The organism is Citrobacter sp. 172116965, from assembly GCF_013458095.1.
GTDB classification, from domain to species: domain Bacteria; phylum Pseudomonadota; class Gammaproteobacteria; order Enterobacterales; family Enterobacteriaceae; genus Citrobacter; species Citrobacter braakii.
This window is the reverse complement of record NZ_CP046673.1, coordinates 4,923,721-4,949,799: the sequence shown is the minus strand read 5'-3', so window position 1 is coordinate 4,949,799 and position 26,079 is coordinate 4,923,721. Positions and strand designations below refer to the sequence as shown.

Sequence of the window (26,079 nt, the reverse complement as noted above, 5' to 3'; positions counted from 1 at the left end):
CAATAATCCACTTAAATTGAAACAAGGTTTTATTATGCGGGTGGGATCACTTTTATAGTCTCTATGAATGTCTATCTTCGTTTCATCAAGACGGGCGCATCTCATAAGCAAGATGCAATCGCCCATAAAAATTGCCCCATTTTTATGTCTACAGGTGATGGAAATGCAGATCAAACAAACGATAGAGAAAATCCCAGGCGGCATGATGCTGGTGCCGCTTTTTCTGGGCGCGTTGTGTCACACCTTTTCTCCCGGCGCCGGGAAATACTTCGGCTCCTTTACCAACGGTATGATCACCGGTACGGTGCCTATTCTGGCGGTCTGGTTCTTTTGTATGGGGGCGTCGATCAAGCTAAGCGCCACCGGTACCGTGCTGCGTAAATCAGGCACGCTGGTCATAACCAAGATTCTGGTAGCGTGGGTGGTCGCGGCGATTGCTTCACGTATTCTGCCGGAACATAGTGTAGAAGTTGGTTTCTTCGCCGGGTTGTCTACGCTGGCGCTGGTGGCCGCCATGGATATGACCAACGGCGGGCTGTATGCCTCGATTATGCAGCAGTACGGCACCAAAGAAGAGGCCGGGGCGTTTGTCCTGATGTCGCTGGAGTCTGGCCCGCTGATGACTATGGTGATTCTGGGAACCGCCGGGATCGCTTCGTTTGAACCACACGTGTTTGTGGGGGCCGTATTACCGTTCCTGATTGGCTTTGCGCTGGGGAATCTGGACCCTGAGCTGCGGGAATTCTTCAGCAAAGCGGTGCAGACGTTGATTCCTTTCTTTGCCTTCGCGCTTGGTAACACCATTGATTTGAGCGTGATTGCGCAGACCGGTGTACTGGGTATTTTGCTGGGCGTGGCGGTAATTATTATTACCGGTATTCCATTGATTATCGCCGATAAACTGATTGGCGGCGGCGATGGCACAGCGGGGATTGCGGCCTCCAGCTCAGCTGGTGCGGCGGTCGCTACGCCAGTGCTGATTGCTGAAATGGTTCCGGCATTTAAACCGATGGCGCCGGCAGCAACTTCCCTTGTCGCCACGTCGGTGATTGTAACCTCCATTCTGGTGCCGATTATCACTTCCATCTGGTCGAAAAGAGTAAAATCCAGGGCGGCGGAAATTGATATTCGTAGCGCCGTGAAGTAAGCCTCTTTTGCCGGATGGTCTGTTCCATCCGGCTTAACGATTTACGCTTTGACGACAAATACCTCATCGATGGTCCGACACTCACCCTCGTTCAACTCTCCGCCGGCATTTCGTGACACGCCGGTGCAATAGCCAAACTTACGCGATACCACGGTTTTGATGGTGGTGACGAAATCTTCGCCGATGGCGTAGATGGACATGTAGGTGCCAATCTGGTCCTGAATGTCGCGAAGTGCTGTCAGGTCGCCCTGTTTAAATGCTTCCCGTGCGCTGACAAACAGTTCAGGCATGACGTTGTTTAATCCTGAAATCACCCCCGCGCCGCCTGCCAGCAGGTTAGGAATGTAGTATTCGTCATAGCCGGACAACACGGCAAAATCCTCCCGTACGGCGCGGGTGGTCTGGATCATACTGCGAGTATGGGACTGGCAGTCGACGGTATCTTTAATGCCTGCGAAGTTGGGGAACTCGGCGGCGAGGGTGGCAACCAGTTCGGGCGTTAAATCGCAGCCAGTGCGCGCCGGAAAGTTATAGGCAAACCATTTACCGCTGAGCTTCTGCCCCAACTGACGGAAGTAGCTCAGCAGCTGTTTTGCCGTTTGCCCATAGTAGTAAGGCGGCAGGATCATCACGGCGTCGTAATCGGCGCGATACGCTTCCTGCGCCATCAACAGCACATCATTCTGGCAGGTGGATGAGACGTTGGCGACCATCTTCAGCGAGCTCATAGCGCGGGCCTCGCGGATCAGTAACAGCTTTTCTTCGAGCGTAAAGGAGGCAAATTCCCCGATGCTACCCATCAGCAAAATCACGTCGATTTTGGCCTCGGTAAGGCGTTTGAGATGCTGGCTCAGACCGTTAAGATCGATCTTGCCGTCATTATCCATTGGCGTAATGGAAGGACACCAGACGCCAGCAAATTGCGATTGACCAGTCACGTTGTTGACTCCTTATTTGAAATGATGTTTCAAAACCAGATTACATTGATAGCATGTGTCCCTAAGTTTCATGTGAACCGTGCTCTCATTTTGAGCGACTGGGGTAAAATAAATGTGGTGTAATGGGAGAAATTTATCGGGAGAGGGAACAGATGCGATATCCGGTCGATGTTTTTACAGGCAAGGTTCGGGACTACATGGGAAGCCGTCCCAGCGCGATTGCTAAGGTCCAGGTTGACGGCGAGCTGATGCTGACCGAACTGGGGCTGACGGGTGATGAACAGGCGGAAACGAAAATTCACGGTGGGCCGGATCGCGCGCTGTGCCACTATCCGCGTGAACACTATCAGCACTGGAGACAAGAGTTTCCGGAGCAGGCAGAGCGCTTTGTCGCGCCCGCGTTTGGCGAGAATCTCTCTACTCAGGGGCTAACGGAAGAGAATGTATTTATTGGCGACATTTTCCAGTGGGGAGATGCGCTGATTCAGGTCACGCAGCCGCGCTCGCCGTGCTTTAAGCTGAATTTCCATTTTGGCATCAGCGATATGGCTAGCCAGATGCAGGATGCAGGCAAGACGGGCTGGTTGTGCAGCGTCATCGCTCCAGGCCAGGTATCGGCGGACGCGCCGTTGATCCTGGCTTCACGCGTCAGCGACGTCAGCGTGCGGGAGGCGATTGCCATTGCCTGGCATATGCCGTTTGATGACTCACAATATCACCGTTTACTCTCGGCTGCCGGGTTATCGAAAAGCTGGACCCGAACGATGCAAAAGCGTCGTTTAAGCGGCAAGATCGAAGACAATTCCCGCCGTTTGTGGGGAAAATAAAGCCATTCTGGCCATGCAATTAAATCAGGTGGTAACACCTGATTTGCCTCTCTCGTGGTTCTTATCTCTGCATACTAAAGCGGGTAAAAAACCTGCCTGTCACGCCATGTTTTCAGTCCATTCTTGATACCTGGCCCACAAAAAGAAACTCTGCGTTGAAAAAAAACTTGAGTATTTCCTGCACTCAAATATCTTAGCTTCAAATTGGTTTAAACCAGATGAGCAAGATGAAAAAGAAAAACAATGTTGATGTGCTTAGAGAGCGCTTTGAAAGCTGGTTAAACGAGAATAATTTGCCAGCGGGCTCTAAATTGCCTTCGGAGAGAGAGTTATGTGAGTTGCTGGATGCGAAGCGCATGACCTTACGTCAGGTTCTGATTGAGCTTGAGATCGATGCGCGTATCTTCCGAAAGAACCGCAGTGGTTGGTTTATTTCATCGAAGCGATTTATTTATAATCCCAAATCACTTTCCAGCTTTAATGCTGAAGCCTGTGCTCAGGGGCGCAAGCCTTTTTGGGGGTATTTAACCAAAGAAACGATTGCGACGGTTCCGCACCATGTTGATGATGTTTTTCTCTCCTCCGGTGATCGCTATTTAGTTACCGGTTGGTGTGGTCTTGATTCGCATAAAGTGTTTTACCATGAGTCCTATATTGATGCTGATGTTGCGCCAGGATTCATTAACAAATTGGGCAATCAGTCTTTTGCCAGCGTCTGGGAAGATGCGTTTGGTCATGCTTTAAATATCAAAGAAATGATTTTTAAACCGGTTAATATGCCAGAAGTGGCCTGCAAAGAGTTGGGCGTTGCGCCTAATACTTATGGAATTTTAGTAGAAAAACATCGGGCTACCCGAGATAAAAAAGTGGTTCAGGTTGATTTTGAATACTGGCGACTTGAATCTGTGGAACTTGTTATTCGTGATGAATGAGAAAAATAATGGGAAAATGCAACCAAGAACTTCTCGCTGAACGTGCGAGAAATATACCACTGTACCTACATGCTTATGCCTTTCATCTGAATATGCGCTATGAGAGAGTCCTTCCGGGCGATCTTCTGGATATTGCGCATCAGCAACAATTAAAGGGAGTGAAAATACATGTTGAGGATGGTGAGTCCCAATCGCTGCAGAAACTAAACGATCGGCAGTTGCACGATTTTAAAGAAAAGGCAAAAAAATATAACCTCGATGTACATATTGAAACGAGCGCATCGGACAAGGCGACATTGACGGATGCGATCCGTATTGCTGTGGCAACTGGCGCAACTTCAGTACGTTTCTACCCGCGCTATGAAGGACATCTCAACGATGTCATGGCAAAGATTGCCAATGATATTGCGTGGTTGTCTCAGTATGACGATTGCGGACTAAGCTTTACTATCGAACAGCATGAAGATCTGCAAGGCCATGAACTGGTGACGCTGGTTAATAATAGTGGAATGAAGAATCTCTCTATTCTGTTTGATTTTGGCAACATGATTAACGCCAATGAGCAGCCGCTTTCTGCGTTAGAGGTCATGTCCCCTCTAATCACTCAGGTGCATATCAAAGACGCAAAAATTATTAAAGAAGGTAAAGGCTGGGGGCATGAGGCTTGTCGTTCAGGATACGGTGATTTACCAATGGAAGAGATGCTTAAGGCATTATTACTTTTAGGTGAGGATAAACCGCAAGTAAATGCTTTTGGTCTGGAAGAGGAAGTTGAATATTATGCTCCGGCATTTCGTTTCGATGATGAAGGTGATAATCCCTGGATCCCATGGCGCGATGCAAGCTATACGCCGCTGCCCGACAGTGACATGATTGATGCGCGACTGGCGCAGGAAAAAGAACATGCTCTTGCTCAAATAAAGTATATCCGTGATTTATGCGACAAGTTTACAAGTAATAAATAAACTTCTTTAAATATTATTAAATACGAAAAGGGTTATGAAAATAACTCTCTTAATTTATTAGTTATATGATTTAAATTAAATATTTCTCTCAACAAGTAATGAGGGTTTAACTATGTTCATGAATAAATGGGCAAGGCTCTGTTTTTTAATTTTAGGCGGCGGCACAATATTCAAACTTTCAAGTATGAAAGATGTTTTCTATGTGCCAATGCAAAGTGACTGGGGTTTAACCAATACGCAAATTGGTTTAAGTTTTACTGTTTATACGATTGTTCAGACAACCGGACTTTTTCTGTCGCTCTATATCGCAGACCGTTATTCCAAGAAAATATTATTACCATTTGGTCTGATCGGCGTTGGGTTATGCGGTTTATATTTGGCGACGCTACCGTCATTTACCGGTTATCTTATTTGCTTTGCCGCAATGGCGTTCTTTGCCGATGTGGTTTATTGGCCGGTGTTACTGAAAGCTGTGCGTCTGCTAGGTACGCAAGAAGAACAAGGGCGCATGTTTGGCTTTTTAGAAGCCGGACGCGGCGTGGTGGATGTTATCGTCGCTTCTGGCGCTCTGTTTGTTTTCGTCCAGTTTGGTGAAGGTAAAGCGGGGATGCAGGCTGGACTGCTGTTTTATACGCTAATTACGCTGGCTGCGGGCGTTCTCACTTACTTTATTGTCGATGATGACAAAGTGAAAGGCGGCGAGAAAACCAGTGCCAACATGGAAGTCTTAAAGGGTATCAAACATGTGTTGTCCTGCCCTAACGTCTGGCTGGCTTCTTTAGGGATTTTCTTCGTTTACGCCGCGTACTGTGGCCTGACTTACTTCATCCCATTCTTAAAAGATATCTACATGCTGCCGGTAGCGCTCGTCGGCGCGTACGGCATCATCAACCAGTATGCATTGAAAATGGTGGGAGGGCCGATTGGTGGGCTGCTGGCGGATAAGGTTGCTAAATCACCTACGGTTTACCTGAAGTGGACGTTTCTGATCTCTGCTGCTGCTATGGTTGTTTTTATGCTGTTGCCACATCAAACGATGAATGTGTATATCGGTATGGCGGCGACGCTAGGATTTGGGGCGATTATTTTCTCACAGCGCGCCATTTTCTTTGCACCAATGGATGAGATTGGTACCCCGCGTGAATATGCCGGTTCGGCGATGGCATTTGGCTGTATTATCGGTTATATGCCCGCCATGTTTGCGTATACGTTATACGGCTATTTACTGGATACCAATAGCGGCATCACGGGCTATAACTATGTCTTTAGCGTGATGATTGCGTTCAGCTTAATGGGCTTTATCTGTTCGACCATTCTGGTGAAGCGGATTAAAAAGCAAAAGCTAGCGGCTGCGACTGTGGCAGCATAATGTGAGAACTTCCCCGGTACGACGTTACCGGGGAAGCCTGTTAAGCGCGTTTATACAGCGGCAACCAAATTACCAGCCGCAAACCACCCAGCGGGCTGTCTTCGGCCTTCACCCAGCCACGATGCTGTTGGATTGCGGTTTCAACAATCGCCAGACCCAGACCTGTTCCGCCAGACTCGCGATCGCGCGCCTCATCGGTACGATAGAACGGACGGAAAATCTGTTCTCGGTCTTCAGGGCTAACGCCCGGGCCATCGTCGTCGACAGTGATGGTAATCCCATCGATATCCACCGCGAAGCCAACTTCAATCTGCGTGTGTGAATAACGCAGGGCGTTGCGCACAATGTTTTCCAGCGCGCTTTCCAGCGCATTTGGGTTGCCGTACAGCGGCCACGGGCCCGGCGGGAAATTCACCGTGAGTGATTTACCCATCTGCTCGGCTTCAAAGGCGGCGTTATCCAGCACTTCGCCCCACAGCTGATTGGCTTTCACCGTTTCACTGACCAGCGCGTTTTTCTGCTGATTGCGTGACATCACCAGCAGGTCGTTGATCATGCTGTCCAGCCGATGTGCTTCTGTTTCAATACGCTCCAGCTCTTTGCTTTCACCGCTACGACGGCGCAGCAGCGCGGTGCCCAACTGCAGACGCGTCAACGGCGTTCTCAACTCGTGGGAGATGTCCGACAGCAGGCGTTGCTGCGAGGTCATCATTCGCTCCAGCGCCGTCACCATCTGGTTAAAGCTGGCGCCTGCCGCCAGAAACTCCTGCGGACCGGCTTCCAGTTCCGGATGCTGGCGCAGGTTGCCCTGGGCCACCTCATCCGCCGCGTTTTTCAACTTACGCGCCGGTTTCGCCAGACTCCAGGCAAGCCAGAGCAGTAGTGGAGAGCTGACTAACATGGTGACAATCAGCAACAACAGCGGTCGGTCGAACAACAGATTGATAAAGTCAGATTGTGAGCTGCTGGCAGGTCGAATGAGATACAGCTGGTAGTTATCTTCGCCGTCTCTGACGGAGAAAGGCCCGACCATCTCAACGCGACCGTATTTTTTCTTTTGCGGATGGTCGGCGTTATCGGCCTGACCAATAAAGTTACGAATGATCTGCATTTCGTTGCGTTCTGCGCCGATCACGCGTCCTTCCGTCGTAACAAGCAATAACCGCTGTCCTGGCGGCGCCCACTTGTCTATCGCCCGAAACAAGCGACGCCACCACATTAAATCGTTGGGTGGATCGTTCGCCAGTTCAGCTTCAACGTGTTGCTCAATCATCAACCCCTGGCGCTGCTCGCTGTCCAGTAGCTCGGTCATCTGGCGTGAATCAAGCTTGGGTAACATCAGTACCAACATCAACACCAGTGCCAGCGTCAACCAGAAGATGGCAAAGATGCGTGCGGTTAAGCTCCCTATCATGAAGCGGAGACCATCAGGTAGCCGCGACCGCGCAGGGTTTTAAACCACGGGTGTCCGTCTTTACGTTCTGGCAGCTTACGACGCAGGTTCGAGATATGCATGTCGATCGCGCGATCGAAAGGTGTCAGGCGTTTGCCCAGCACTTCCTGGCTCAGGTGTTCACGCGAAACCACCTGACCGAGATGCTGTGCCAGCAAATAGAGCAGGGTGAATTCGGTGCCAGTTAATTCCAGGGTTTGCCCGTCAAAGCTGGCTTCCTGGCGACCCGGATTAAGGCTTAACGCATCCACTTCCAGAGTCGGCGAACCGTTGTCGCTGTTCTGCTGCTGTTCGCTCCAGTGTGAGCGACGCAAAATAGCGCGGATGCGCGCGACCAGTTCACGGTCGTTAAACGGTTTGGGTAAATAGTCGTCCGCGCCCAGCTCAAGGCCAAGTACGCGATCCAATTCGCTGCCGCGAGCGGTCAGCATGATTACGGGTGTCTGGTGTGTCTGACGAAGTGCTTTCAGCGTATCAATGCCATTTTTCTTCGGCATCATGACGTCGAGCAAAAGTAAATCGATGCTGTCATCCAGAAGCTCAAGCGCCTGTTCCCCATCATAGGCAACCAGCACATCGAAACCTTCCATTTCGAGCAACTCCTTTAACAGGGAAGTCAGCTCTCGGTCATCATCAACTAACAGGATTTTATTCATTGTTTACGTACCTCCGAGGCAGAAATTACGTCATCAGGCGTCGCTAATCTATGACTTTACGTTGTTTTACACCCCCTGACGCATGTTTGCAGCCCGAATCGTAAACTGTCTCTCGTTGAATCGCGACAGAAAAGATTTTGGGAGCAAGTGATGGGCAAAGTTACCGCTGCCGTCATGGCCTCAACGCTGGCACTGAGTACTTTAAGCCATGCAGCTGAAGTCGTCACAGGCGATCACTGGCACCTGGGTGAAGGCTCCGCGCAACGCAGCGTTCAGAGCCACATGTTCGACGGTATCAGTTTAACCGAACATCAACGTCAACAGATGCGAGATTTAATGCAGCAGGCAAGACACGAACAGCCTCCTGTTAATGTTAGCGAAATGGAGACAATGCATCGCCTTGTCACCGCAGAGAAATTTGATGAACGCGCTGTGCGCGCTCAGGCAGAAAGAATGGCGCAAGAACAGGTTGCCCGCCAGGTTGAAATAGCCAAGGTTCGCAACCAGATGTATCGCCTGTTAACGCCCGAGCAGCAAGCGGTTTTAAATGAGAGACATGAACAACGAATGGAGCAACTGCGCGACGTAGCGCACTGGAAAAAAAGCTCATCGTTGAATTTATTGAGTAGTAGCAACTCACGTTCCCAGTAGTAACCCTGTTTTCCTTGCCATAGACACCATCCCTGTCTTCCCCCACATGATGTGGGGGTTTTTTTTGCCCAAAATTTGTCACTCGGTTATTGCCTGACTGTTTTACTTCATCCGTTATACTAGCGGCATATCCTGGCAGGAGTGTTTATGAATCAAACCTATGGGTGGCTGGTTAGCCGGGCGGCAATCGCGGCGACCGTAATGGCATCGCTGTTACTTTTGATCAAGATTTTTGCGTGGTGGTACACCGGATCGGTCAGTATTCTGGCTGCGCTGGTGGATTCTTTGGTGGACATCGCCGCGTCGTTAACCAACCTGTTGGTGGTGCGCTATTCTTTGCAACCGGCCGATGATGAACATACGTTCGGACACGGAAAAGCGGAATCGCTGGCGGCGCTGGCGCAAAGCATGTTTATTTCCGGTTCGGCGCTGTTTTTATTCCTGACCGGGATTCAGCATCTCATCCAACCCACGCCAATGAAAGATCCTGGCGTCGGGGTGGTTGTCACCATCATTGCGTTAGTGTGTACAATCATTCTGGTCTCGTTTCAGCGCTGGGTGGTGAAGCGCACGCAAAGTCAGGCCGTTAGGGCGGATATGCTTCATTATCAGTCTGATGTTATGATGAACGGTGCAATTCTCGTGGCGCTTGGGCTGGCATGGTACGGCTGGCATCGCGCAGATGCCTTGTTTGCGCTCGGGATTGGCATCTATATTTTATATAGTGCATTACGCATGGGTTATGAGGCGGTACAGTCTTTGCTGGATCGCGCTTTACCCGATGAAGAACGTCAGGAAATTATTGATATTGTGACGTCATGGCCTGGAGTCAGCGGCGCTCACGATCTTCGCACGCGGCAGTCAGGGCCGACCCGCTTTATTCAGATTCATTTGGAAATGGAAGATAATCTGCCGCTCGTTCAGGCGCATTTAGTGGCTGAACAGGTAGAGCAGGCAATTTTACGGCGTTTCCCGGGATCGGATGTCATCATTCATCAGGATCCCTGTTCGGTCGTACCCAAGGAAGGCAAGATGTTTGAGCTTTTATAATTCGTTGTAAAAAAAGTGAACCGGGCCAGCATTTTGTGTATAAATTACCACCATTTGGCCTGACCTGAATCAATTCAGCAGGAAGTGATTGTTATACTATCTGCATATTCGTTGGATCGTTTCGATATGCGGAATCGACTTCCGGCAGCAGATTTCATTTTGCATTCCAAAGTTCAGAGGTAGTCATGATTAAGAAAATCGGTGTGTTGACAAGCGGCGGTGATGCGCCGGGCATGAACGCAGCAATCCGTGGTGTTGTACGTGCAGCGTTGACGGAAGGGCTGGAAGTCATGGGGATCCATGATGGCTACCTGGGTTTGTATGAAGACCGTATGGTTCAACTTGACCGCTACAGCGTGTCCGACATGATCAACCGTGGCGGTACATTCCTCGGTTCTGCCCGCTTCCCGGAATTCCGCGACGAAAACGTGCGTGCCGTGGCTATCGAAAACCTGAAAAAGCGTGGCATTGACGCACTGGTTGTTATCGGTGGTGATGGTTCATACATGGGGGCAAAACGCCTGACTGAAATGGGCTTCCCATGCATCGGTCTGCCAGGCACTATCGACAACGATATCAAAGGCACCGACTACACCATCGGTTATTTCACCGCTCTGGGTACCGTAGTCGAAGCGATTGACCGTCTGCGTGATACCTCTTCTTCTCACCAGCGTATTTCCATCGTTGAAGTGATGGGCCGCTACTGTGGCGATCTGACCCTGGCGGCTGCCATTGCTGGCGGCTGTGAGTTCGTGGTGGTTCCGGAAGTGGAATTCAGCCGTGACGATCTGGTTGCTGAAATCAAAGCAGGCATCGCGAAAGGTAAAAAACACGCGATTGTGGCGATCACTGAGCACATGTGTGACGTTGACGAACTGGCGCATTACATCGAGAAAGAAACGGGTCGTGAAACGCGCTCAACCGTACTGGGTCACATCCAGCGTGGTGGTTCTCCGGTGCCTTACGACCGTATCCTGGCGTCCCGTATGGGCGCATATGCCATTGAACTGCTGTTGGCCGGTCACGGCGGTCGCTGTGTAGGTATTCAGAACGAACAACTGGTTCACCACGACATCATCGACGCGATTGAAAACATGAAGCGTCCGTTCAAAGGTGACTGGCTGGACTGCGCGAAAAAACTGTACTGATTGTTTTTTTACGCGCCTGATGGCGCTAAGCGCATCAGGCCTACAGGTTGCAAAGACTTGTAGGCCTGATGAGCCGCTAACCACCATTCGGCACAATTCCCCGCATTTATTCCCCCAAGTTATAGCAAATCTTTTTTTATTCTTTAATGTTTGGATACCTTTCTGGCACGCTTTGCTCATCACAACACCACATAAGAGAGCTGGGCGATGAACAAATGGGGCGTAGGGTTAACATTATTGCTGGCATCGACCAGCGTTCTGGCAAAGGATATTCAGTTACTTAACGTATCGTACGATCCAACGCGTGAACTGTACGAGCAGTACAATAAGGCCTTTAGCGCGCACTGGAAGCAGGAAACGGGCGACAACGTCGTGATCCGCCAGTCGCATGGCGGTTCGGGTAAACAAGCGACCTCCGTCATTAACGGCATTGAAGCCGATGTCGTGACGCTGGCACTGGCTTACGACGTGGATGCCATTGCTGAACGTGGTCGTATCGATAAAAACTGGATTAAGCGTCTGCCGGATAACTCCGCGCCATACACCTCCACCATCGTTTTCCTGGTCCGCAAAGGCAACCCCAAACAAATTCATGACTGGAACGATCTGATCAAACCAGGCGTGTCGGTCATTACACCAAACCCGAAAAGCTCAGGCGGCGCACGCTGGAACTATCTGGCGGCATGGGGCTACGCCTTGCACCACAACAACAACGATCAGGCCAAGGCACAAGACTTCGTGAAGGCCCTGTATAAGAATGTTGAAGTGCTGGACTCCGGTGCGCGTGGCTCAACCAATACCTTCGTTGAACGCGGTATCGGTGATGTGCTGATCGCCTGGGAAAATGAAGCCCTGCTGGCGACAAACGAGCTGGGCAAAGACAAATTCGAGATAGTGACGCCGAGTGAATCTATCCTCGCGGAACCGACCGTTTCTGTGGTCGATAAAGTCGTGGAAAAGAAAGACACCAAAACGGTGGCGGAAGCCTACCTGAAATATCTCTACTCTCCGGAAGGTCAGGAAATTGCAGCGAAAAACTACTATCGTCCGCGTGATGCAGACGTTGCGAAGAAATACGAAAATGCATTTCCGAAGCTGAAACTGTTCACCATCGACGAAGAGTTTGGCGGCTGGACGAAAGCGCAGAAAGAGCACTTCTCTAACGGTGGTACGTTTGACCAGATCAGCAAGCGCTAAATAAGTCTGTGATTTACCGACCCGGTGGCATAACGCGACCGGGTTTTTTATTTGTCATGGTTTTGCGTTACTCTTGCCCTTCAATGAGATACAGGGAACGCGTAATGAAAAAAGCAGGCTATCTTTTACTGGCGGTGATTGTAGTCGCCGCTGCTGCAGGTATCGGGTACTGGAAATTCACCGGTAACCCGGACGCATTACGCCAGATTGTTCTTCAGCAATGCCTGCCGCACCAGTTGCAGCAGCAGGATCCCACGCCGTGCGCCGAAGTGAAGCCGGATGCTGGATATGTGGTGTTCAAGGATCGTAACGGCCCACTGCAATACCTGTTGATGCCGACCTGGCGCATCAACGGAACGGAAAGCCCGCTGCTGCTGAAATCAGGTACGCCGAACTTTTTCTGGCTGGCCTGGCAGGCGCGCAGCTTTATGAGCCAAAAATACGGTCAGGAAATCCCTGACAAAGCGGTATCGCTGACCATTAACTCGCGTAGCGGGCGTACGCAAAATCATCTGCATATTCATATCTCCTGCCTGCGAACCGATGTCAGAAAACAGCTGGATGACAATCTGGCGAAAATCAGCACCCGTTGGCTGCCATTACCGGGCGGGCTGCGCGGTCATGAATATCTGGCGCGTCGCGTCACGGAAAATGAACTGGCGCAACGCAGCCCGTTTATGATGCTGGCAGAAGAGGTGCCGGATGCGCGTGAGCACATGGGCAGCTATGCGCTGGCGATGGTGCGTCAGAGCGATGAGTCCTTTGTCCTGCTGGCGACCCAGCGCAATCTGTTGTCGCTCAATCTCGCCTCCGCTGAGGAAATTCAGGATCATCAATGTGATATTCTGCGTTAACCCCACCTAATCTGGCATTTACTCCGCATGTCTGTCCCCGTATTCTTGTTGAAAAAAACAACAGGAGACAGGCATGTCGCTCTGGCTTACACACCCTCTGTTTATCCCCTCTCTGGTGGTTGGCATTACTATCCTGCTCTGGGCGACGTCGCTACTGCCGGAGTTTATAACGGCGCTGCTGTTCTTTGCCGTGGCAATGGTTGCCAAAATCGCACCTGCGGATGTGATCTTTGGCGGATTTGCGTCTTCGGCATTCTGGCTGGTCTTTAGTGGTTTTGTGCTGGGTATCGCGATTCGCAAAACGGGGCTGGCGGACAGGGCGGCGAGAGCGCTGTCATCGCGATTGACCGATTCCTGGCCGTTAATGGTGGCGAGCGTGGTGCTGCTCAGTTACGCGCTGGCGTTTGTGATGCCGTCCAATATGGGGCGTATTGCGCTGCTGATGCCGATTGTTGCTGCAATGGCGAAGCGTGCCGGAATTAACGAGGGTACGCGCGCCTGGTATGGTCTGGCGCTGGCCGTCGGGTTTGGGACGTTCCAGCTTTCCGCGACGATTTTACCCGCTAACGTGCCAAATCTGGTAATGAGCGGCGCGGCGGAAGGCTCTTACGGCATCCACCTCAATTATCTTCCCTATTTGCTGCTGCATACGCCGGTTCTGGGCTGGCTTAAAGGCGCGGTGCTCATCATGCTTATCTGCTGGCTGTTCCCTGGCAAGCCCCACGCACCGCGCGATCTCATGCCAGCGGAACCAATGAGCCGGGATGAAAAACGTCTGGCCTGGATGTTAGCAGTGGTGCTGCTGCTGTGGGTAAGTGAAAGCTGGCACGGTATAGGGCCTGCGTGGACCGGGCTGGCGGCGGCGGTTATCACGCTGCTACCACGGGTGGGTTTTATCAATGGCGACGAGTTTTCCTCCGGGGTAAATATCAGGACCTGCATTTACGTGGCGGGGATTCTGGGGTTGGCAATTACCGTTACCCAGACCGGCATTGGCAATGCAGTGGGCGAGGCGCTGTTACAGGTGATGCCGCTGGATGCGGAAAAACCATTTACCAGCTTTCTCGCGCTGACCGGCATTACCACCGCACTCAATTTTATTATGACGGCGAACGGCGTTCCGGCGCTGTATACCACTCTGGCGCAAAGTTTTGCCGATGCGACTGGGTTCCCGCTGCTGTCGGTGATTATGATTCAGGTATTGGGGTATTCCACACCGCTACTGCCGTATCAGGCTTCGCCGATTGTGGTGGCGATGGCGCTTGGGAAAGTGCCTGCGAGGGCGGGGATGCTGCTGTGTATCGCGCTGGCGACGGCAACATATCTGCTTCTTCTGCCGCTGGATTATCTGTGGTTTAGCGTGTTGGGTAAGTTGTAAAAAAAAGCCCGGTAGCGCTAACGCTTACCGGGCCTACAGTCTTGGAGGACGGGTCAGCGAAGCGCTACCCGCCTCAACAGCATTACGCCTGTTTAGCCGCTTCTGCTGCTTTAACGATGACCGCGAAGGCATCTGCTTTCAGAGAAGCACCGCCAACCAGCGCGCCATCGATATCCGGCTGAGCGAACAGTTCTGCTGCGTTAGCTGCGTTTACGGAACCGCCGTACTGGATGATAACTTGTTCAGCGATTTTCGCGTCAGCTTTAGCAATGTGGTCACGAATGAATTTGTGAACAGCCTGAGCCTGAGCAGGAGTTGCAGATTTACCGGTACCGATAGCCCATACTGGTTCGTAAGCGATAACGACGCCTTCGAATGCTGCCGCGCCCTGAGTTTTCAGAACGGCGTCGATCTGACGTGCACAGACTTCTTCAGTTTTGCCCGCTTCGTTTTCTGCTTCGGTTTCACCGATGCACAGAACCGGAGTCAGACCTTGTTCTTTCAGCACGGCGAATTTTTTAGCGATCAGCTCGTCAGACTCTTTGTGGTAAGTACGACGTTCAGAGTGACCGATAATGATGTACTGCGCGCCGATATCTTTCAGCATTTCAGCGCTTGTTTCACCGGTAAATGCGCCAGACAGGTTCAGGTCAACGTTCTGCGCGCCCAGGATAATGTGGCTACCGGCAGCGGCGTGTTTCGCCAGGTCGATATACATTTCCGGCGGAGCGATTGCTACTGCACAGCCAGCAACGCCAGCCAGTTCTTTACGCAGATTAGCAACCAGTTCGTTTACCATGTGGCGGCTGCCGTTCAGTTTCCAGTTACCCATCACTAAAGGATGTCGCATTTCATTTCTCCACGCTTGTCAGCGAATTAAGGAATATGGCCGCCCGTCAGGGCAGCATGGTCTGTGAAACAGTATAGAGATTCGTCTGCGGAAAGGCTTTGCTTTTTGTCATCAATTCGCCTTCTCAAGACTTTCTGATAGTGCCAGCTTAATCGGTTCAACAGCGAAGGTCAGCCCTTTTTCACCGTTATCTGCCACAACATAGCGAATTGCGCCTTCTGTTTCGGCGTAATAGTGTTTACCTTTGCCGGCAGCGAGCAGTTTTTGCAGCTTTTTCTGGCTCTGCTCTTTCGTCAGTAGCGGCGCGACGGTACGAATGACGGCGGTCATGTATTCCAGCGCTTTCGCTTTGGCCGCCTTTTGTTCTGGTCCCTGAATCGGCAACCAGGTTATCTGCATACTTTTGATTTTTAGCGTGCCGCGCTCAAGGGCGGAGGACGCATACAGGTTTTCATTGATTTTACTGGCCGCGCGGGTGAGGTTTGCCCGATCGCGGCTGCTGTCGATGGCGCGGAACTCATTCAGGATAAGCTTCGGATTCTGCGTATTAAAGTTTTCGCGAAACTGGCTAATCGACAGGTCAAAGGTCGGCGCACCCGCCAGTAAATAGGGGGCCGTGGTTGCCGTCGATGGCTCTTCCGCCCGTGCCGCAACGCTCGCGGTGAAGGCTGAAAACAATAATAAAAACAGTGTAAATCCTTGCTTCATCAATCGTACCTTTCGTTATGACTGCTCACGATTAAAACGGTAACTGTCGGGCTTGTCAAAAGGGTAAACTGTTCTGGAAGGTAATAATAAAGGAACTTACATGACCATACAGCAGTGGTTATTCTCATTTAAAGGGCGCATCGGGCGCCGTGATTTCTGGATTTGGATAGGTCTGTGGATCGTCGGAATGCTGGTTCTGTTCTCGCTGGCGAGCAAGCAATTACTCGATATTCAGACTGCGGCATTTTGTCTGGTTTGTCTGCTATGGCCGACGGCGGCAGTGACGGTAAAACGCCTGCACGATCGGGGTCGTTCTGGAGCGTGGGCGCTGCTGATGATTTTGGCGTGGATGCTGCTGGCCGGAAATTGGACGATGTTACCCGGCGTCTGGCAATGGGCGGTGGGTCGCTTTGTTCCGACGCTCATTCTGGTCGGCATGCTCATCGATCTGGGCGCGTTCATTGGCACCCAGGACGAAAATAAATATGGTAAGGATACGCAGGACGTAAAGTACAAAGCCGAGCGCCAGTAGTTGTCGACCGGAGAAGCGCAAGCGCCTCCCGGCAACCCTCACCAGTAGTGCTCAGCAGTCATATGGCCCGGTCGACGGCGCAGGTGTTTGGTCATCTGCCGGGTCTCTTTCAGCAGTTGCTGCGTGTCGCGTACCATTTGTGGATTTCCGCACAGCATCACATGGCTGGTTTCTTTATCCATTGGCAGCCCTACCGCCTTTTCCAGTTCACCGCTTTCAATCAGCGCCGGTACACGCCCGGTCAGCGAATCTACGGCTGTCTCACGGCTAACAACCGTCTGGATGCGTAATTTACCTTCGTAGCGCTTTTCCAGCGCCTGCATCAATGGCAGGTAGCTCAAATCGGCGGCATAGCGTGCGGCGTGGACCAGCACCAGATTTTTAAAGCGATCCAGGTCTTTGCCTAATTGAAGAATCGACAAATACGGGCCGATAGCCGTGCCGGTTGCCAGCATCCATAGCGTTTCGCAATCAGGGACTTCATCCAGCACGAAGAAACCAGCGGCCTCACTCACCACCTGAACTTCATCGCCAGGCTTTAGCGCCGCCAGTCGAGGGCTGAGTTTGCCGTCGGGAACCGTCACCAGATAAAATTCTAAGTCGGGGTTATCGGGCGCATTCACGTAGGAATAGGCGCGCTGGACGCGCTCACCGTCGATCTCAAGGCCAAGCTTGGTGAACTGACCAGCAGTGAAAGGAAGAACCGGAGCTCGCACGGTCAAACTAAACAGGGCATCGGTCCAGTTCTGCACCTTTGTGACTTTGCCTGTTACCCAATCTGCCATGGTTTTCTCCTGTCTGCTTTGATTGCCTTATCTTCGTTCGTTGGACGAAAGATTTCCAGCCCGGATGGGCTGGAAGGCTCTATTGATCAAATCAATTACAGGATGTGCGCCTGCACATCGGGATCTTTGCGATCGAGGTAGTGAATCGACTGAATGCGGCGGATCGTGCGTGACTTGCCGCGGATCAACAGCGTTTCGGTGGTTGCGATATTGCCTTTACGGCTGATCCCTTCCAGCAGATCGCCTTTGGTGATGCCGGTAGCGGAGAAAATGACGTTGTCGCTGCGCGCCATTTCATCCAGACGCAGCGCTTTGCCCGCTTCAATGCCCATCGCGGTGCAGCGGGCCAGTTCCTGTTCGCCAATACGACGGTTCTCTTCGCTGTCGCCTTTGACGTCATGGCGCGCCAGCAGGCGGCCCTGCATGTCGCCGTCCAGCGCGCGGATGACGGCCGCGGAAACCACGCCTTCCGGTGCGCCGCCAATACCGTACAGCACGTCAACTTCGCTGTCAGGCATACAGGTCAGAATCGAGGCCGCAACGTCGCCGTCAGGAATGGCGAAGACGCGCACGCCCAGTTTCGCCATCTCTGCAATAACCTCGTCATGGCGTGGTTTTGCCAGGATGGTGACGGTCAGGTCACTCAGTGGTTTGTTCAGCGCGGCTGCAATGTTTCGCAGGTTGGTTTCCAGCGACAGATTCAGGTCGATGGACCCTTTTGCGCCAGGACCGACAATCAGCTTTTCCATGTACATGTCTGGCGCGTTCAGGAAACAGCCTTTATCGCCTACAGCCAGCACCGCCAGCGCATTCGCCTGGCCCATTGCCGTCATACGCGTGCCTTCGATAGGATCGACGGCGATGTCGACCGCATCACCGTGGCCGGTTCCGACTTTCTCGCCGATAAACAGCATCGGCGCTTCATCAATCTCACCCTCGCCAATCACGATGGTGCCGTCGATGTTGACCTGGTTGAGCATAATACGCATGGCGTTCACCGCCGCGCCATCAGCGGTATTTTTATCGCCGCGGCCCAGCCATTTATAGCCAGCCAGCGCGGCCGCTTCGGTCACGCGTGAAAATTCAATGGCAAGTTCTCGTCTCATTGCAAACTCGTAGCTGAAAGGAATGGCGCGAAGTGTAGCACAGGGGAGGGGACTAGATTATTGATGTGTGTGCGGGGTTGCCCCCGCACGAAGATATTGCCGGACAAAGTAACGTCGCCATCCGGCAATGACGAATTACTCGTCGTGATCTTCCCACGCCATGGCGCGTTTGACTGCTTTTTTCCAGCCGCTGTAACGGAAATTACGCTCGGTGGTTTCGATGCCAGGGCGGAATTCACGCTCGATGACCGCTTTCTCCTGCAGTTCATCCAGATTCTGCCAGAAACCTACTGCCAGACCGGCAAGGTAAGCCGCACCCAATGCGGTGACTTCGCGGACTTCCGGGCGCTCAACGCGCGTGCCGAGAATATCGGACTGGAACTGCATCAGGAAGTTGTTGGCGACCGCACCGCCATCGACGCGCAGGGCGTGCAGGCGAATACCGGAATCAGCCTGCATCGCTTCCAGTACGTCACGGGTCTGGTAAGCGATAGACTCAAGCGTTGCGCGGATGATGTGGTTGGAGTTTACGCCACGGGTCAGGCCGAAGATGGCTCCGCGTGCATACGGGTCCCAGTACGGTGCGCCAAGGCCTGTAAATGCCGGAACGACGTACACGCCGTTGGTATCTTTCACTTTGGTGGCGAAATATTCAGAGTCGAATGCATCGCTGATGAGTTTCATTTCATCGCGCAGCCACTGGATGGATGCGCCAGCCATAAATACCGCACCTTCCAGCGCGTAGTTCACTTCCCCGGTCGGTCCACAGGCGATGGTGGTCAGTAGTCCATTTTCGGACTTAACGGCTTTCTCGCCAGTGTTCATCAGCATGAAGCAGCCGGTACCGTAAGTGTTTTTCGCCATCCCTTCCTTCACGCACAGCTGGCCAAACAGAGCGGCCTGCTGGTCACCGGCAATACCGGAGATAGGAATACGAATGCCGCCTTTACCACCGATGTTGGTCTGGCCGTACACTTCAGAAGAACGACGCACTTCTGGCAGCATTGCACGCGGAATATCCAGCGCATCCAGCATCGTGTCATCCCAGTCCAGGGAGTGGATGTTGAACAGCATGGTACGAGAGGCGTTGGTGTAATCCGTTACGTGTACACGTCCCTGCGTCATTTTCCAGATAAGCCAGGTGTCTACCGTACCGAACAGCAGTTCGCCGCGACGAGCGCGCTCACGTGAGCCTTCCACGTGGTCGAGGATCCACTTCACTTTAGTGCCGGAAAAGTACGGGTCAATTACCAGACCCGTGTTATTACGGATGTACTCTTCCATACCGTCGCGCTTGAGCTTTTCGCAGATATCCGCGGTACGACGACACTGCCACACAATTGCGTTATAGATAGGTTTACCGGTCTCACGTTCCCAGACGATGGTGGTTTCACGCTGGTTGGTAATACCGATCGCTGCAATTTCATCGGAACTGATATCGGCTTTCGCCAGAACTTCTACCAGCGTGGAGCTTTGGGTCGCCCAAATTTCCATTGGGTCATGTTCTACCCAACCTGCTTTCGGGTAGATTTGCTCGAATTCGCGCTGTGAAACGCTAACGATATTCGCATCGTGGTCCATTACGACCGCGCGGGAGCTGGTGGTGCCCTGGTCGAGCGCAACGATATATTTTTTTTCAGTCATGATTATTTGTCCCGTAGTCACATTACTGCGAAGCTTTTTGTTGAGTGTTGGTCGCAACGTCTTTCTCTTCAATCGCGCAGACATCGCACGGTAAATGGCGACCAATCAGTTTGCGATATGCCCATGCGCCTAAAATCGCGCCGGTAATCGGGCCAAACACCGGGACCAGGAAGTAAGGGATATCACGACCACCCGTGAAGGCAATCTCACCCCATCCGGCCATCCAGGCGAAGAGTTTCGGTCCGAAGTCACGTGCCGGGTTCATCGCAAAACCTGTCAGCGGACCCATGGAAGCACCAATAACGGCGATCAACAAGCCGATCAGCAGTGGTGCCAGCGGACCACGAGGTACACCGTTACCATCGTCGGTCAGAGCCAGAATCAGCCCCATTAGAATAGCGGTAATGACCATTTCAACCGCGAAGGCCTGCACAAAATTGATATGCGGGTTCGGATAGGTCGAGAAAGTACCTGCCAGACCCAGGCTCTCGGTACTGCCGCGCACGATATGGTTAGTTTGTTCGAAATCGATGAAAAGATTGTAATAAAGCCCGTAAACCAGTGCCGCTGCGCAAAAGGCGCCGGCAATTTGCGAAATAATAAAAGGAGCAACTTTGCGTTTATCAAAACAGGCGAACAGCCAGAGTGCGATGGTTACCGCTGGATTCAGGTGTGCACCAGAAACGCCTGCAGTCAGATAGATAGCCATCGCTACCCCCAGACCCCAGATGATACTGATTTCCCACTGACCAAAAGTAGCCCCAGCAACTTTGAGTGCAGCGACACATCCCACACCGAAGAAAATCAACAACCCGGTACCGAGGAATTCAGCAATGCACTGGCCTTTTAAGGTTGATGTTTGACTCATAATCGGATCCTGAAGAGAGTTTAATGTTTATTGTATGCGAGAAGGTCACTGACATCCCCGGAGCCGGTAGGCACACTGTTAATTTATCGTTAACGCTCAAAAACGAGAAATATCGAAATTGAAATGTGTGTACTCCATCAACAAAATGAGCGTTATCGCGCCATTTCGCGGTATTTGTTATACAAAAATAGTGTGAGCTGAATCATTTCAATGATCAATTCGTTAACACTTAAGAGTTATGATAGTAATGTCACCAGGAGAAAGACGAAAAGTGTTGCAAACCGCAATCTGCGCGGGATGCCGCTGGACAGGGATGACGCGGCTTCATACAATCGGTGTTAAGTAGAGTGCGCTCGTTTTTATTAAGGCGTCGCCGGTTATCGGGACGAGGATTTTTATCCATCAACGCCTTGCAATTCAGGAGAGGTATGACGATGTCATTAGAAGTGTTTGAGAAACTGGAAGCAAAAGTACAGCAGGCGATTGATACCATCACGCTGTTGCAGATGGAAATCGAAGAGCTGAAAGAAAAGAACAACTCACTGTCGCAGGAAGTTCAGTCTGCACAGCAGCAGCGTGAAGAGCTGGAGCGTGAGAACAACAACCTGAAAGAACAGCAGAACGGCTGGCAGGATCGTCTGCATGCCCTGTTGGGGCGTATGGAAGAAGTCTAATTCTGATTTCTTTAAAAAGGCATCCATAATGGATGCCTTTTTACTATGTAGACTTTAGGATATCGTAATTCTCAAATTTCAAAGAATACGATATGACAAAAAGAAACGATATTATTGATAATTCGGATCGATTTATCACCAGAGATATTAGATATGGTCTTATCTATACAGATAATCTAGGGTGGATTGATTTAGGCCACGCTAATCCGGCAGGCGCTGAAAAATTATGGTTTGAAATGACAAGACCTCGTGGTGGTGATAGTGAATTTTATGAAGTAAATTACCATCAAAGTATGTCTAAAAGCATTCACGGTCTAAATATTAATACTGGTATATATCGTAGATTCATGGTGCGACGAGGATTGCAGGAGCGAATTCTGCAAGGTATTGCTTTGTCTATATTCTTGAGTACGTCACATCGTTTCGAATCCTTACAGGATTTTTGGCCTTACACTTATTTATGGATGTAATAAAACCAGTTGTGAATCCAAATTATGTTCGGGAACGCCGTATATGACGTTTCGACGATTAGGTGTTATTATTGTATCTATGCTTTTTTTTGCGCTGCTTTATTGTTATTTCATGGTGAGTGTCTTTACAAAAAAATGCTATACGCAGCATGATTTATTAATTTATCAATTATTAACGCCGAAATTGATTAAACAGGTTCCAAGGGTATCCAGCGACTGGTTTTTTGTAAGCCATACAGATGAGATTAGCCATCTTCAACGCAGTGAAATAGTTTTTACGGGGATACCTAAGAATGATATTCACAGAGCAGAAGAAAAATTAAACGCATACGTTGAATCTTATCCTGCAAGTCGCGAGATGATGAGTGTCGTTGTTGAAGCAAGAGCTGGGAATTATGATGTTAGGGTCATTCACTATAAATTGGATGAATGAAGAAAATAAAAGGCCATCAAACTTACTGATGGCCTTTTTCACTTACTCGATATCGAGCGGGTCTTCGGAGAGGATTATCCCGGTGTTGTCGGCGTACAGGTGGTCGCCGGAGAAGAATGTCACGCCGCCAAAGTTGACGCGCACATCGCTTTCCCCAATACCTTCTCCTGAAGCACCTACCGGAATTGCGGCAATCGCCTGAATGCCGATATCCAGTTCTTCCAGATCGTCTACCTGGCGGACTGAGCCGTAGATGACCAGACCTTCCCATTCATTCTGTACGGCCAGTCGTGCCAGTTCGGCATCGACCAGCGCACGACGGACAGAACCGCCACCATCGACCAGCAGAATGCGACCACGGCCATTTTGTTCGAGCAGATCGTACAGCAACCCGTTGTCCTCGAAACATTTTACCGTGATGATTTGTCCGCCAAACGACGACCGTCCTCCAAAGTTAGAGAACAGCGGTTCCACGACGTTGACATCTTCCTGATAGATGTCACAAAGCTCGGATGTATCGTATTTCATAGGCTTAACGTTCAGTTGCTGCGAGAATTTTCAGTATATCGCGCTATGTGTACTGTTGGCAAAATCATCAATTGTTAATTAGTGTCCAGATCAATAACTATTCGTATTTTTCATTGAAAAACAGGTGATTACTGATTTTGAAAACAGCCGATAATGACCTGAAATTACCCGTATTTCCCTCTGTAAAGTATCCCCGAGGTATCTCCGGAAGATTGCTGGAGCATAAAAGAAAGCCCTATGAGAACGATCAGATTCACCAAAGCCGTGCATCAGGAACTCCCCGTTCCTGATGCCGGCAAACGCCTTGAATATGCTGATAGTGTCGTTAATGAGTTGCGGCTGCGCGTTACGTCTAGTGGCAGCAAAAGTTTTTGTGTGTCCCGAAAGCGCGACGTAAAATTTTACCGTGTGACGTTGGGCAAGTTCCCGGATATGACTATTGAGCAGGCCAGAGAGCGGGTATATAACGCCTTAAGTGAAGTAGCTATCACACGGCGTAACCCGAACGAACGGCGGCGTGAAGAGAAAAAATGGGCGGTAACGCTGTCTGATGCTTTGGATGAGTACATCAAATCCCGGTTGGCTACCGGGCGTATAAAAAAACGACCAGCGAAAAATATGAAGACACCATCAATAATTATTCTGGTGACTGGATGGTTCTTCAACTTTCATCTATCACGTGTGAAATGGTGGAAACGAGACACTAGATCATTACCGGGCATGGCATATGGTTTGGTGGCCCGTTCAGGCGTGAAGAAAAAGGCAGTAAAGCCCAGGCTGATTTATGGGCACGTGTTCTGCGTGCTGTCTATCGCTATGCATATGATAGCTACCGTGATAAAGATGGCGGGAGATTGTTACCGGATCCGCCCACAACCATTTTAAGTACAAAAATGCTTTGGAATGGAAATACACGGAGAACAACTAAAATCAGAAATAATGATTTAGGCCGCTGGCTCAAGGCCCTTGATACCGTAAGACAATGGGCTATAGCAGGCTATAAAGTTGTTGCATTATTGGTTTGATTTACGTTGAATTGATGACCAAGTACGCTCGTATTGCAAGTAAGCGTGTTCGGGAATAGCGACGTGTATTGCAGGTTGTCTGCTAAGTGTTCTTTATTTTCAGCAGATCTGCCTGCCAATTCGATTTACCTCTGCTGCTGGTTGTAACCAACCGGGCGGCTCCAGTCATCGTCGTATTTGATATTCCCTTCGATATAAAACCACTCAATGCCTGAGTAGGTGATGGCTATATTTTCCATCATGCCCGGAGTGTGGGAACCCGGCATATAAGCATGAGCAGCATTGACGGACATGATTACGATGTTGTTAAGCGTAATTCGGTAAATCTCGTATTCGACACCCGCCTCGTTGATGTCGTAATAGTGGATTACTGCCTTTTGCAGCCGCTTACTTTGGCAGACTGCAACCGCAAAATATGGCGAGGTCTTATCAATCTCTTTGTGCAGGGTAAAAGCGTTGTGTTCGCGCGAACCCATCAGCTTACCAGTGTTGCGGCATGTGTTTTGGTACACACCGTAACTGCTGTTCATGATTTCAATTGCACCCTCACGGCCCTGCGCCATGCAACTGCCTTTGATCAGCTGTCCATTTTCATCATAAATATACATATAAGCTGGTAATGACATTTATAGATTTCCTTATTTTGTGCTTAATATTTGCCCGTTTCTGTCGATGAAAAAGTTGTAACGGTAATTCTTTCCGTTCAACGTGTATGAAGCCGCATAGATATAGCCCGGCGTTATCGGTATTTTTAAGCACGTTTCAGGATAGGAGAGAGCTACATGCGAATTTTCCGCCAATGTCTTGTATTCATTCCCCTGCTCAGAATAAACGCCGTATCGGCTCAGAACGTCAGATTTATTGACAGAGAAGCAAAGCGAATTATTTATAATGGGGAAACTACGCCATGGGGGAACGCTATCGCCAGCGCCACACCCAGTCAGCGCAAAAAAGGCAGGAATGAGAAAGTAGTGTTTCAATGCGGAAACCTCCCTAACACTTTCTCATAGCGGGATATGAGGCTAAGGACAGGTTCAGATGGATCGTAATCCTTGAGGAGATACAAATCAGAGCGGTTGCCGAATCCATACGTTTTAAGCAGCCAATAATCAGCCACCATTGCAGCCTGCTGCTCTAAGCCGTAATCCAAGAGTATGGCCTTATCCAACGTGTAATAGTAATCAACTGCCCAAGAGAACAGGCCCCGCATCCTTACCATCATCCCGCGCTGATGCTGCCAGACGTGCATCATTTCATGTAAAAAAAGATGCTGCCCACTAACGCGATCGTTATTAACATGCGGCTGTGAAAAGTCAGGCTCATAAGTACCTTCCTGAAAGTACAACTCGCCGTTGGGCGTCATGGCGTAGTTGTTCTTTTGGAGGTTGAAAGGTAGATAGCTGCTGCGGTGGATCCAGACTTCGTTATAGCGGATGGTGAAAGCGTAGAGGGTACGGGCCAGGTTAATCTCACCAAGCGTTAACAGCCGTAACCTGCCCCGGTCTATATCGTTCATTTCCCTTATCATTGAAGACATCATCCATTGGTAAAAACACCTTAATACGCCTTAAAGTAAATTTTTTCCTGTTAAAAAATGCGGGGAATATCCGAAATTGTCAAAAACTGCGGCTACGCCGCTTCTAGCGTTAAGCCCCCTGGTTTGGGGGGCAACCGTACGAGATCGGACGCTAAAAACGTAACCTTATGAATTTAAATCTACAAATTCGTGGCGTTGTCGGTCAGGTTTACGTTGATTTGATTACTGGGTTTATTAAGACCGTTAATGCCGGAAACCGCACGGATACTGGCATTAATGGCAAAAGTAAATAAAACCCTCATTTTCTTTACTCGCCCAACCTGCATTAAAAAATGCACTTAGCGTAAGCTCTCG

General features: G+C 50.5%; 29 protein-coding genes. 16 read left to right on the top strand and 13 right to left on the bottom strand.

What is annotated here, in order from left to right:
* Positions 1-163: 163 nt before the first annotated feature.
* Complete coding sequence (gene kdgT, locus GPJ68_RS23920) at positions 164-1,147, top strand: 2-keto-3-deoxygluconate transporter (RefSeq protein ID WP_180837034.1); 984 nt, start codon at positions 164-166, stop codon at positions 1,145-1,147.
* Positions 1,148-1,188: 41 nt separating this feature from the next.
* Here kdgT and GPJ68_RS23915 read toward each other — a convergent pair whose 3' ends face one another.
* Positions 1,189-2,085, bottom strand: coding sequence for a dihydrodipicolinate synthase family protein (locus GPJ68_RS23915; RefSeq protein ID WP_016155205.1), 897 nt, complete (start codon positions 2,083-2,085; stop codon positions 1,189-1,191).
* Positions 2,086-2,237: 152 nt separating this feature from the next.
* On the opposite strand from GPJ68_RS23915, the gene yiiM reads away from it, so the two are divergent.
* The 4 genes from yiiM to GPJ68_RS23895 all read left to right on the top strand — a co-directional run bounded on the left by yiiM (position 2,238) and on the right by GPJ68_RS23895 (position 6,178).
* Positions 2,238-2,912 carry a 6-hydroxyaminopurine reductase gene (yiiM, locus tag GPJ68_RS23910; RefSeq protein ID WP_047415589.1) on the top strand — a complete coding sequence of 225 codons (675 nt, stop codon included), beginning with the start codon at positions 2,238-2,240 and terminating at the stop codon, positions 2,910-2,912.
* Between the two features lie 227 nt (positions 2,913-3,139).
* Entirely contained in the window at positions 3,140-3,844 is a 705-nt protein-coding gene (locus GPJ68_RS23905) for a GntR family transcriptional regulator (protein WP_019077919.1), read from the top strand.
* Between the two features lie 8 nt (positions 3,845-3,852).
* On the top strand, positions 3,853-4,809 hold the full coding sequence (locus GPJ68_RS23900; protein WP_047497555.1) for a sugar phosphate isomerase/epimerase: 957 nt from the start codon (positions 3,853-3,855) through the stop codon (positions 4,807-4,809).
* A gap of 118 nt (positions 4,810-4,927) precedes the next feature.
* Positions 4,928-6,178, top strand: a complete 1,251-nt coding sequence (locus GPJ68_RS23895) for an MFS transporter (RefSeq protein WP_029139693.1) — start codon at positions 4,928-4,930, stop codon at positions 6,176-6,178.
* Positions 6,179-6,218: 40 nt separating this feature from the next.
* On the opposite strand, the gene cpxA is transcribed toward GPJ68_RS23895, so the two are convergent.
* Entirely contained in the window at positions 6,219-7,592 is a 1,374-nt protein-coding gene (gene cpxA, locus GPJ68_RS23890; RefSeq protein WP_016155210.1) for an envelope stress sensor histidine kinase CpxA, read from the bottom strand.
* A complete protein-coding gene (gene cpxR / locus GPJ68_RS23885; protein WP_006686193.1) occupies positions 7,589-8,287 on the bottom strand; it encodes an envelope stress response regulator transcription factor CpxR in 699 nt (232 codons plus the stop codon). The genes cpxA and cpxR overlap by 4 nt, the downstream gene beginning before the upstream one ends.
* A 150-nt stretch (positions 8,288-8,437) precedes the next feature.
* Between cpxR and cpxP the strand changes: the two genes are divergently transcribed.
* The 6 genes from cpxP to GPJ68_RS23855 all read left to right on the top strand — a co-directional run bounded on the left by cpxP (position 8,438) and on the right by GPJ68_RS23855 (position 14,565).
* Positions 8,438-8,938, top strand: a complete 501-nt coding sequence (gene cpxP, locus GPJ68_RS23880; protein WP_016155211.1) for a cell-envelope stress modulator CpxP — start codon at positions 8,438-8,440, stop codon at positions 8,936-8,938.
* Positions 8,939-9,085: 147 nt separating this feature from the next.
* Complete coding sequence (gene fieF, locus GPJ68_RS23875) at positions 9,086-9,988, top strand: CDF family cation-efflux transporter FieF (protein ID WP_180837032.1); 903 nt, start codon at positions 9,086-9,088, stop codon at positions 9,986-9,988.
* 185 nt (positions 9,989-10,173) lie between these two features.
* Positions 10,174-11,136, top strand: coding sequence for a 6-phosphofructokinase (gene pfkA / locus GPJ68_RS23870; protein ID WP_003028778.1), 963 nt, complete (start codon positions 10,174-10,176; stop codon positions 11,134-11,136).
* A 207-nt stretch (positions 11,137-11,343) separates the two neighbouring features.
* A complete protein-coding gene (gene sbp, locus GPJ68_RS23865; RefSeq protein WP_016155247.1) occupies positions 11,344-12,333 on the top strand; it encodes a sulfate/thiosulfate ABC transporter substrate-binding protein Sbp in 990 nt (329 codons plus the stop codon).
* A gap of 104 nt (positions 12,334-12,437) precedes the next feature.
* Entirely contained in the window at positions 12,438-13,187 is a 750-nt protein-coding gene (locus GPJ68_RS23860; RefSeq protein ID WP_019077918.1) for a CDP-diacylglycerol diphosphatase, read from the top strand.
* Between the two features lie 73 nt (positions 13,188-13,260).
* A complete protein-coding gene (locus GPJ68_RS23855) occupies positions 13,261-14,565 on the top strand; it encodes an SLC13 family permease (RefSeq protein WP_049269701.1) in 1,305 nt (434 codons plus the stop codon).
* Positions 14,566-14,647: 82 nt separating this feature from the next.
* Here the strand turns inward: GPJ68_RS23855 and tpiA are convergent, their stop codons facing one another.
* Positions 14,648-15,415 (bottom strand): triose-phosphate isomerase, encoded by a 768-nt coding sequence (gene tpiA, locus GPJ68_RS23850; RefSeq protein ID WP_003028783.1) that lies wholly within the window; start codon positions 15,413-15,415, stop codon positions 14,648-14,650.
* Between the two features lie 111 nt (positions 15,416-15,526).
* Positions 15,527-16,123, bottom strand: coding sequence for a YiiQ family protein (locus tag GPJ68_RS23845; RefSeq protein ID WP_016155250.1), 597 nt, complete (start codon positions 16,121-16,123; stop codon positions 15,527-15,529).
* A gap of 100 nt (positions 16,124-16,223) precedes the next feature.
* On the opposite strand from GPJ68_RS23845, the gene GPJ68_RS23840 reads away from it, so the two are divergent.
* Positions 16,224-16,655, top strand: coding sequence for a DUF805 domain-containing protein (locus GPJ68_RS23840; protein WP_047497573.1), 432 nt, complete (start codon positions 16,224-16,226; stop codon positions 16,653-16,655).
* 38 nt (positions 16,656-16,693) lie between these two features.
* On the opposite strand, the gene fpr is transcribed toward GPJ68_RS23840, so the two are convergent.
* From fpr to GPJ68_RS23820, 4 genes are all read right to left on the bottom strand, one after another.
* Complete coding sequence (gene fpr / locus GPJ68_RS23835) at positions 16,694-17,440, bottom strand: ferredoxin--NADP(+) reductase (protein WP_049269706.1); 747 nt, start codon at positions 17,438-17,440, stop codon at positions 16,694-16,696.
* 95 nt (positions 17,441-17,535) lie between these two features.
* A complete protein-coding gene (gene glpX, locus GPJ68_RS23830; RefSeq protein ID WP_016155253.1) occupies positions 17,536-18,546 on the bottom strand; it encodes a class II fructose-bisphosphatase in 1,011 nt (336 codons plus the stop codon).
* 135 nt (positions 18,547-18,681) lie between these two features.
* Positions 18,682-20,190 carry a glycerol kinase GlpK gene (gene glpK, locus GPJ68_RS23825; protein WP_016155254.1) on the bottom strand — a complete coding sequence of 503 codons (1,509 nt, stop codon included), beginning with the start codon at positions 20,188-20,190 and terminating at the stop codon, positions 18,682-18,684.
* Positions 20,191-20,212: 22 nt separating this feature from the next.
* On the bottom strand, positions 20,213-21,058 hold the full coding sequence (locus tag GPJ68_RS23820) for an MIP/aquaporin family protein (RefSeq protein ID WP_016155255.1): 846 nt from the start codon (positions 21,056-21,058) through the stop codon (positions 20,213-20,215).
* 428 nt (positions 21,059-21,486) lie between these two features.
* Between GPJ68_RS23820 and zapB the strand changes: the two genes are divergently transcribed.
* The 3 genes from zapB (at position 21,487) to GPJ68_RS23805 (ending at position 22,635) form a co-directional block, all read left to right on the top strand.
* Complete coding sequence (zapB, locus tag GPJ68_RS23815; RefSeq protein ID WP_019077914.1) at positions 21,487-21,732, top strand: septal ring assembly protein ZapB; 246 nt, start codon at positions 21,487-21,489, stop codon at positions 21,730-21,732.
* Positions 21,733-21,824: 92 nt separating this feature from the next.
* The gene (locus tag GPJ68_RS23810; RefSeq protein ID WP_223307973.1) at positions 21,825-22,202 is read left to right on the top strand and encodes a hypothetical protein; all 378 of its coding nucleotides are present in this window, start codon (positions 21,825-21,827) and stop codon (positions 22,200-22,202) included.
* Between the two features lie 43 nt (positions 22,203-22,245).
* Positions 22,246-22,635, top strand: a complete 390-nt coding sequence (locus GPJ68_RS23805; RefSeq protein WP_104651884.1) for a hypothetical protein — start codon at positions 22,246-22,248, stop codon at positions 22,633-22,635.
* Positions 22,636-22,677: 42 nt separating this feature from the next.
* Here the strand turns inward: GPJ68_RS23805 and rraA are convergent, their stop codons facing one another.
* Entirely contained in the window at positions 22,678-23,163 is a 486-nt protein-coding gene (gene rraA / locus GPJ68_RS23800) for a ribonuclease E activity regulator RraA (protein ID WP_008787034.1), read from the bottom strand.
* A gap of 237 nt (positions 23,164-23,400) precedes the next feature.
* Between rraA and GPJ68_RS23795 the strand changes: the two genes are divergently transcribed.
* The gene (locus GPJ68_RS23795; protein WP_016157910.1) at positions 23,401-24,048 is read left to right on the top strand and encodes an Arm DNA-binding domain-containing protein; all 648 of its coding nucleotides are present in this window, start codon (positions 23,401-23,403) and stop codon (positions 24,046-24,048) included.
* 265 nt (positions 24,049-24,313) lie between these two features.
* On the opposite strand, the gene GPJ68_RS23790 is transcribed toward GPJ68_RS23795, so the two are convergent.
* Genes GPJ68_RS23790 through GPJ68_RS23785 form a run of 3 tightly spaced genes read right to left on the bottom strand, consistent with a single transcriptional unit; the run spans position 24,314 to position 25,716 of the window.
* Positions 24,314-24,814 (bottom strand): type VI secretion system tube protein TssD, encoded by a 501-nt coding sequence (locus tag GPJ68_RS23790; RefSeq protein WP_075848790.1) that lies wholly within the window; start codon positions 24,812-24,814, stop codon positions 24,314-24,316.
* Positions 24,815-24,826: 12 nt separating this feature from the next.
* Positions 24,827-25,168 (bottom strand): putative T6SS immunity periplasmic lipoprotein, encoded by a 342-nt coding sequence (locus GPJ68_RS25430; protein WP_336298143.1) that lies wholly within the window; start codon positions 25,166-25,168, stop codon positions 24,827-24,829.
* On the bottom strand, positions 25,165-25,716 hold the full coding sequence (locus GPJ68_RS23785) for a type IV secretion protein Rhs (protein ID WP_180837434.1): 552 nt from the start codon (positions 25,714-25,716) through the stop codon (positions 25,165-25,167). Before GPJ68_RS23785 ends, GPJ68_RS25430 begins: the two co-directional genes overlap by 4 nt.
* Positions 25,717-26,079: the final 363 nt, after the last annotated feature.

Bases quoted from the DNA above. Each gene is read 5' to 3' on its own strand.
- kdgT (WP_180837034.1), top strand. From the start codon at position 164: ATGCAGATCAAACAAACGATAGAGAAAATCCCAGGCGGCATGATGCTG.
- yiiM (WP_047415589.1), top strand. From the start codon at position 2,238: ATGCGATATCCGGTCGATGTTTTTACAGGCAAGGTTCGGGACTACATG.
- GPJ68_RS23905 (WP_019077919.1), top strand. From the start codon at position 3,140: ATGAAAAAGAAAAACAATGTTGATGTGCTTAGAGAGCGCTTTGAAAGC.
- GPJ68_RS23900 (WP_047497555.1), top strand. From the start codon at position 3,853: ATGGGAAAATGCAACCAAGAACTTCTCGCTGAACGTGCGAGAAATATA.
- GPJ68_RS23895 (WP_029139693.1), top strand. From the start codon at position 4,928: ATGAATAAATGGGCAAGGCTCTGTTTTTTAATTTTAGGCGGCGGCACA.
- cpxA (WP_016155210.1), bottom strand. From the start codon at position 7,592: ATGATAGGGAGCTTAACCGCACGCATCTTTGCCATCTTCTGGTTGACG.
- cpxR (WP_006686193.1), bottom strand. From the start codon at position 8,287: ATGAATAAAATCCTGTTAGTTGATGATGACCGAGAGCTGACTTCCCTG.
- cpxP (WP_016155211.1), top strand. From the start codon at position 8,438: ATGGGCAAAGTTACCGCTGCCGTCATGGCCTCAACGCTGGCACTGAGT.
- fieF (WP_180837032.1), top strand. From the start codon at position 9,086: ATGAATCAAACCTATGGGTGGCTGGTTAGCCGGGCGGCAATCGCGGCG.
- pfkA (WP_003028778.1), top strand. From the start codon at position 10,174: ATGATTAAGAAAATCGGTGTGTTGACAAGCGGCGGTGATGCGCCGGGC.
- sbp (WP_016155247.1), top strand. From the start codon at position 11,344: ATGAACAAATGGGGCGTAGGGTTAACATTATTGCTGGCATCGACCAGC.
- GPJ68_RS23860 (WP_019077918.1), top strand. From the start codon at position 12,438: ATGAAAAAAGCAGGCTATCTTTTACTGGCGGTGATTGTAGTCGCCGCT.
- GPJ68_RS23855 (WP_049269701.1), top strand. From the start codon at position 13,261: ATGTCGCTCTGGCTTACACACCCTCTGTTTATCCCCTCTCTGGTGGTT.
- tpiA (WP_003028783.1), bottom strand. From the start codon at position 15,415: ATGCGACATCCTTTAGTGATGGGTAACTGGAAACTGAACGGCAGCCGC.
- GPJ68_RS23845 (WP_016155250.1), bottom strand. From the start codon at position 16,123: ATGAAGCAAGGATTTACACTGTTTTTATTATTGTTTTCAGCCTTCACC.
- GPJ68_RS23840 (WP_047497573.1), top strand. From the start codon at position 16,224: ATGACCATACAGCAGTGGTTATTCTCATTTAAAGGGCGCATCGGGCGC.
- fpr (WP_049269706.1), bottom strand. From the start codon at position 17,440: ATGGCAGATTGGGTAACAGGCAAAGTCACAAAGGTGCAGAACTGGACC.
- glpX (WP_016155253.1), bottom strand. From the start codon at position 18,546: ATGAGACGAGAACTTGCCATTGAATTTTCACGCGTGACCGAAGCGGCC.
- glpK (WP_016155254.1), bottom strand. From the start codon at position 20,190: ATGACTGAAAAAAAATATATCGTTGCGCTCGACCAGGGCACCACCAGC.
- GPJ68_RS23820 (WP_016155255.1), bottom strand. From the start codon at position 21,058: ATGAGTCAAACATCAACCTTAAAAGGCCAGTGCATTGCTGAATTCCTC.
- zapB (WP_019077914.1), top strand. From the start codon at position 21,487: ATGACGATGTCATTAGAAGTGTTTGAGAAACTGGAAGCAAAAGTACAG.
- GPJ68_RS23810 (WP_223307973.1), top strand. From the start codon at position 21,825: ATGACAAAAAGAAACGATATTATTGATAATTCGGATCGATTTATCACC.
- GPJ68_RS23805 (WP_104651884.1), top strand. From the start codon at position 22,246: ATGACGTTTCGACGATTAGGTGTTATTATTGTATCTATGCTTTTTTTT.
- rraA (WP_008787034.1), bottom strand. From the start codon at position 23,163: ATGAAATACGATACATCCGAGCTTTGTGACATCTATCAGGAAGATGTC.
- GPJ68_RS23795 (WP_016157910.1), top strand. From the start codon at position 23,401: ATGAGAACGATCAGATTCACCAAAGCCGTGCATCAGGAACTCCCCGTT.
- GPJ68_RS23790 (WP_075848790.1), bottom strand. From the start codon at position 24,814: ATGTCATTACCAGCTTATATGTATATTTATGATGAAAATGGACAGCTG.
- GPJ68_RS23785 (WP_180837434.1), bottom strand. From the start codon at position 25,716: ATGATAAGGGAAATGAACGATATAGACCGGGGCAGGTTACGGCTGTTA.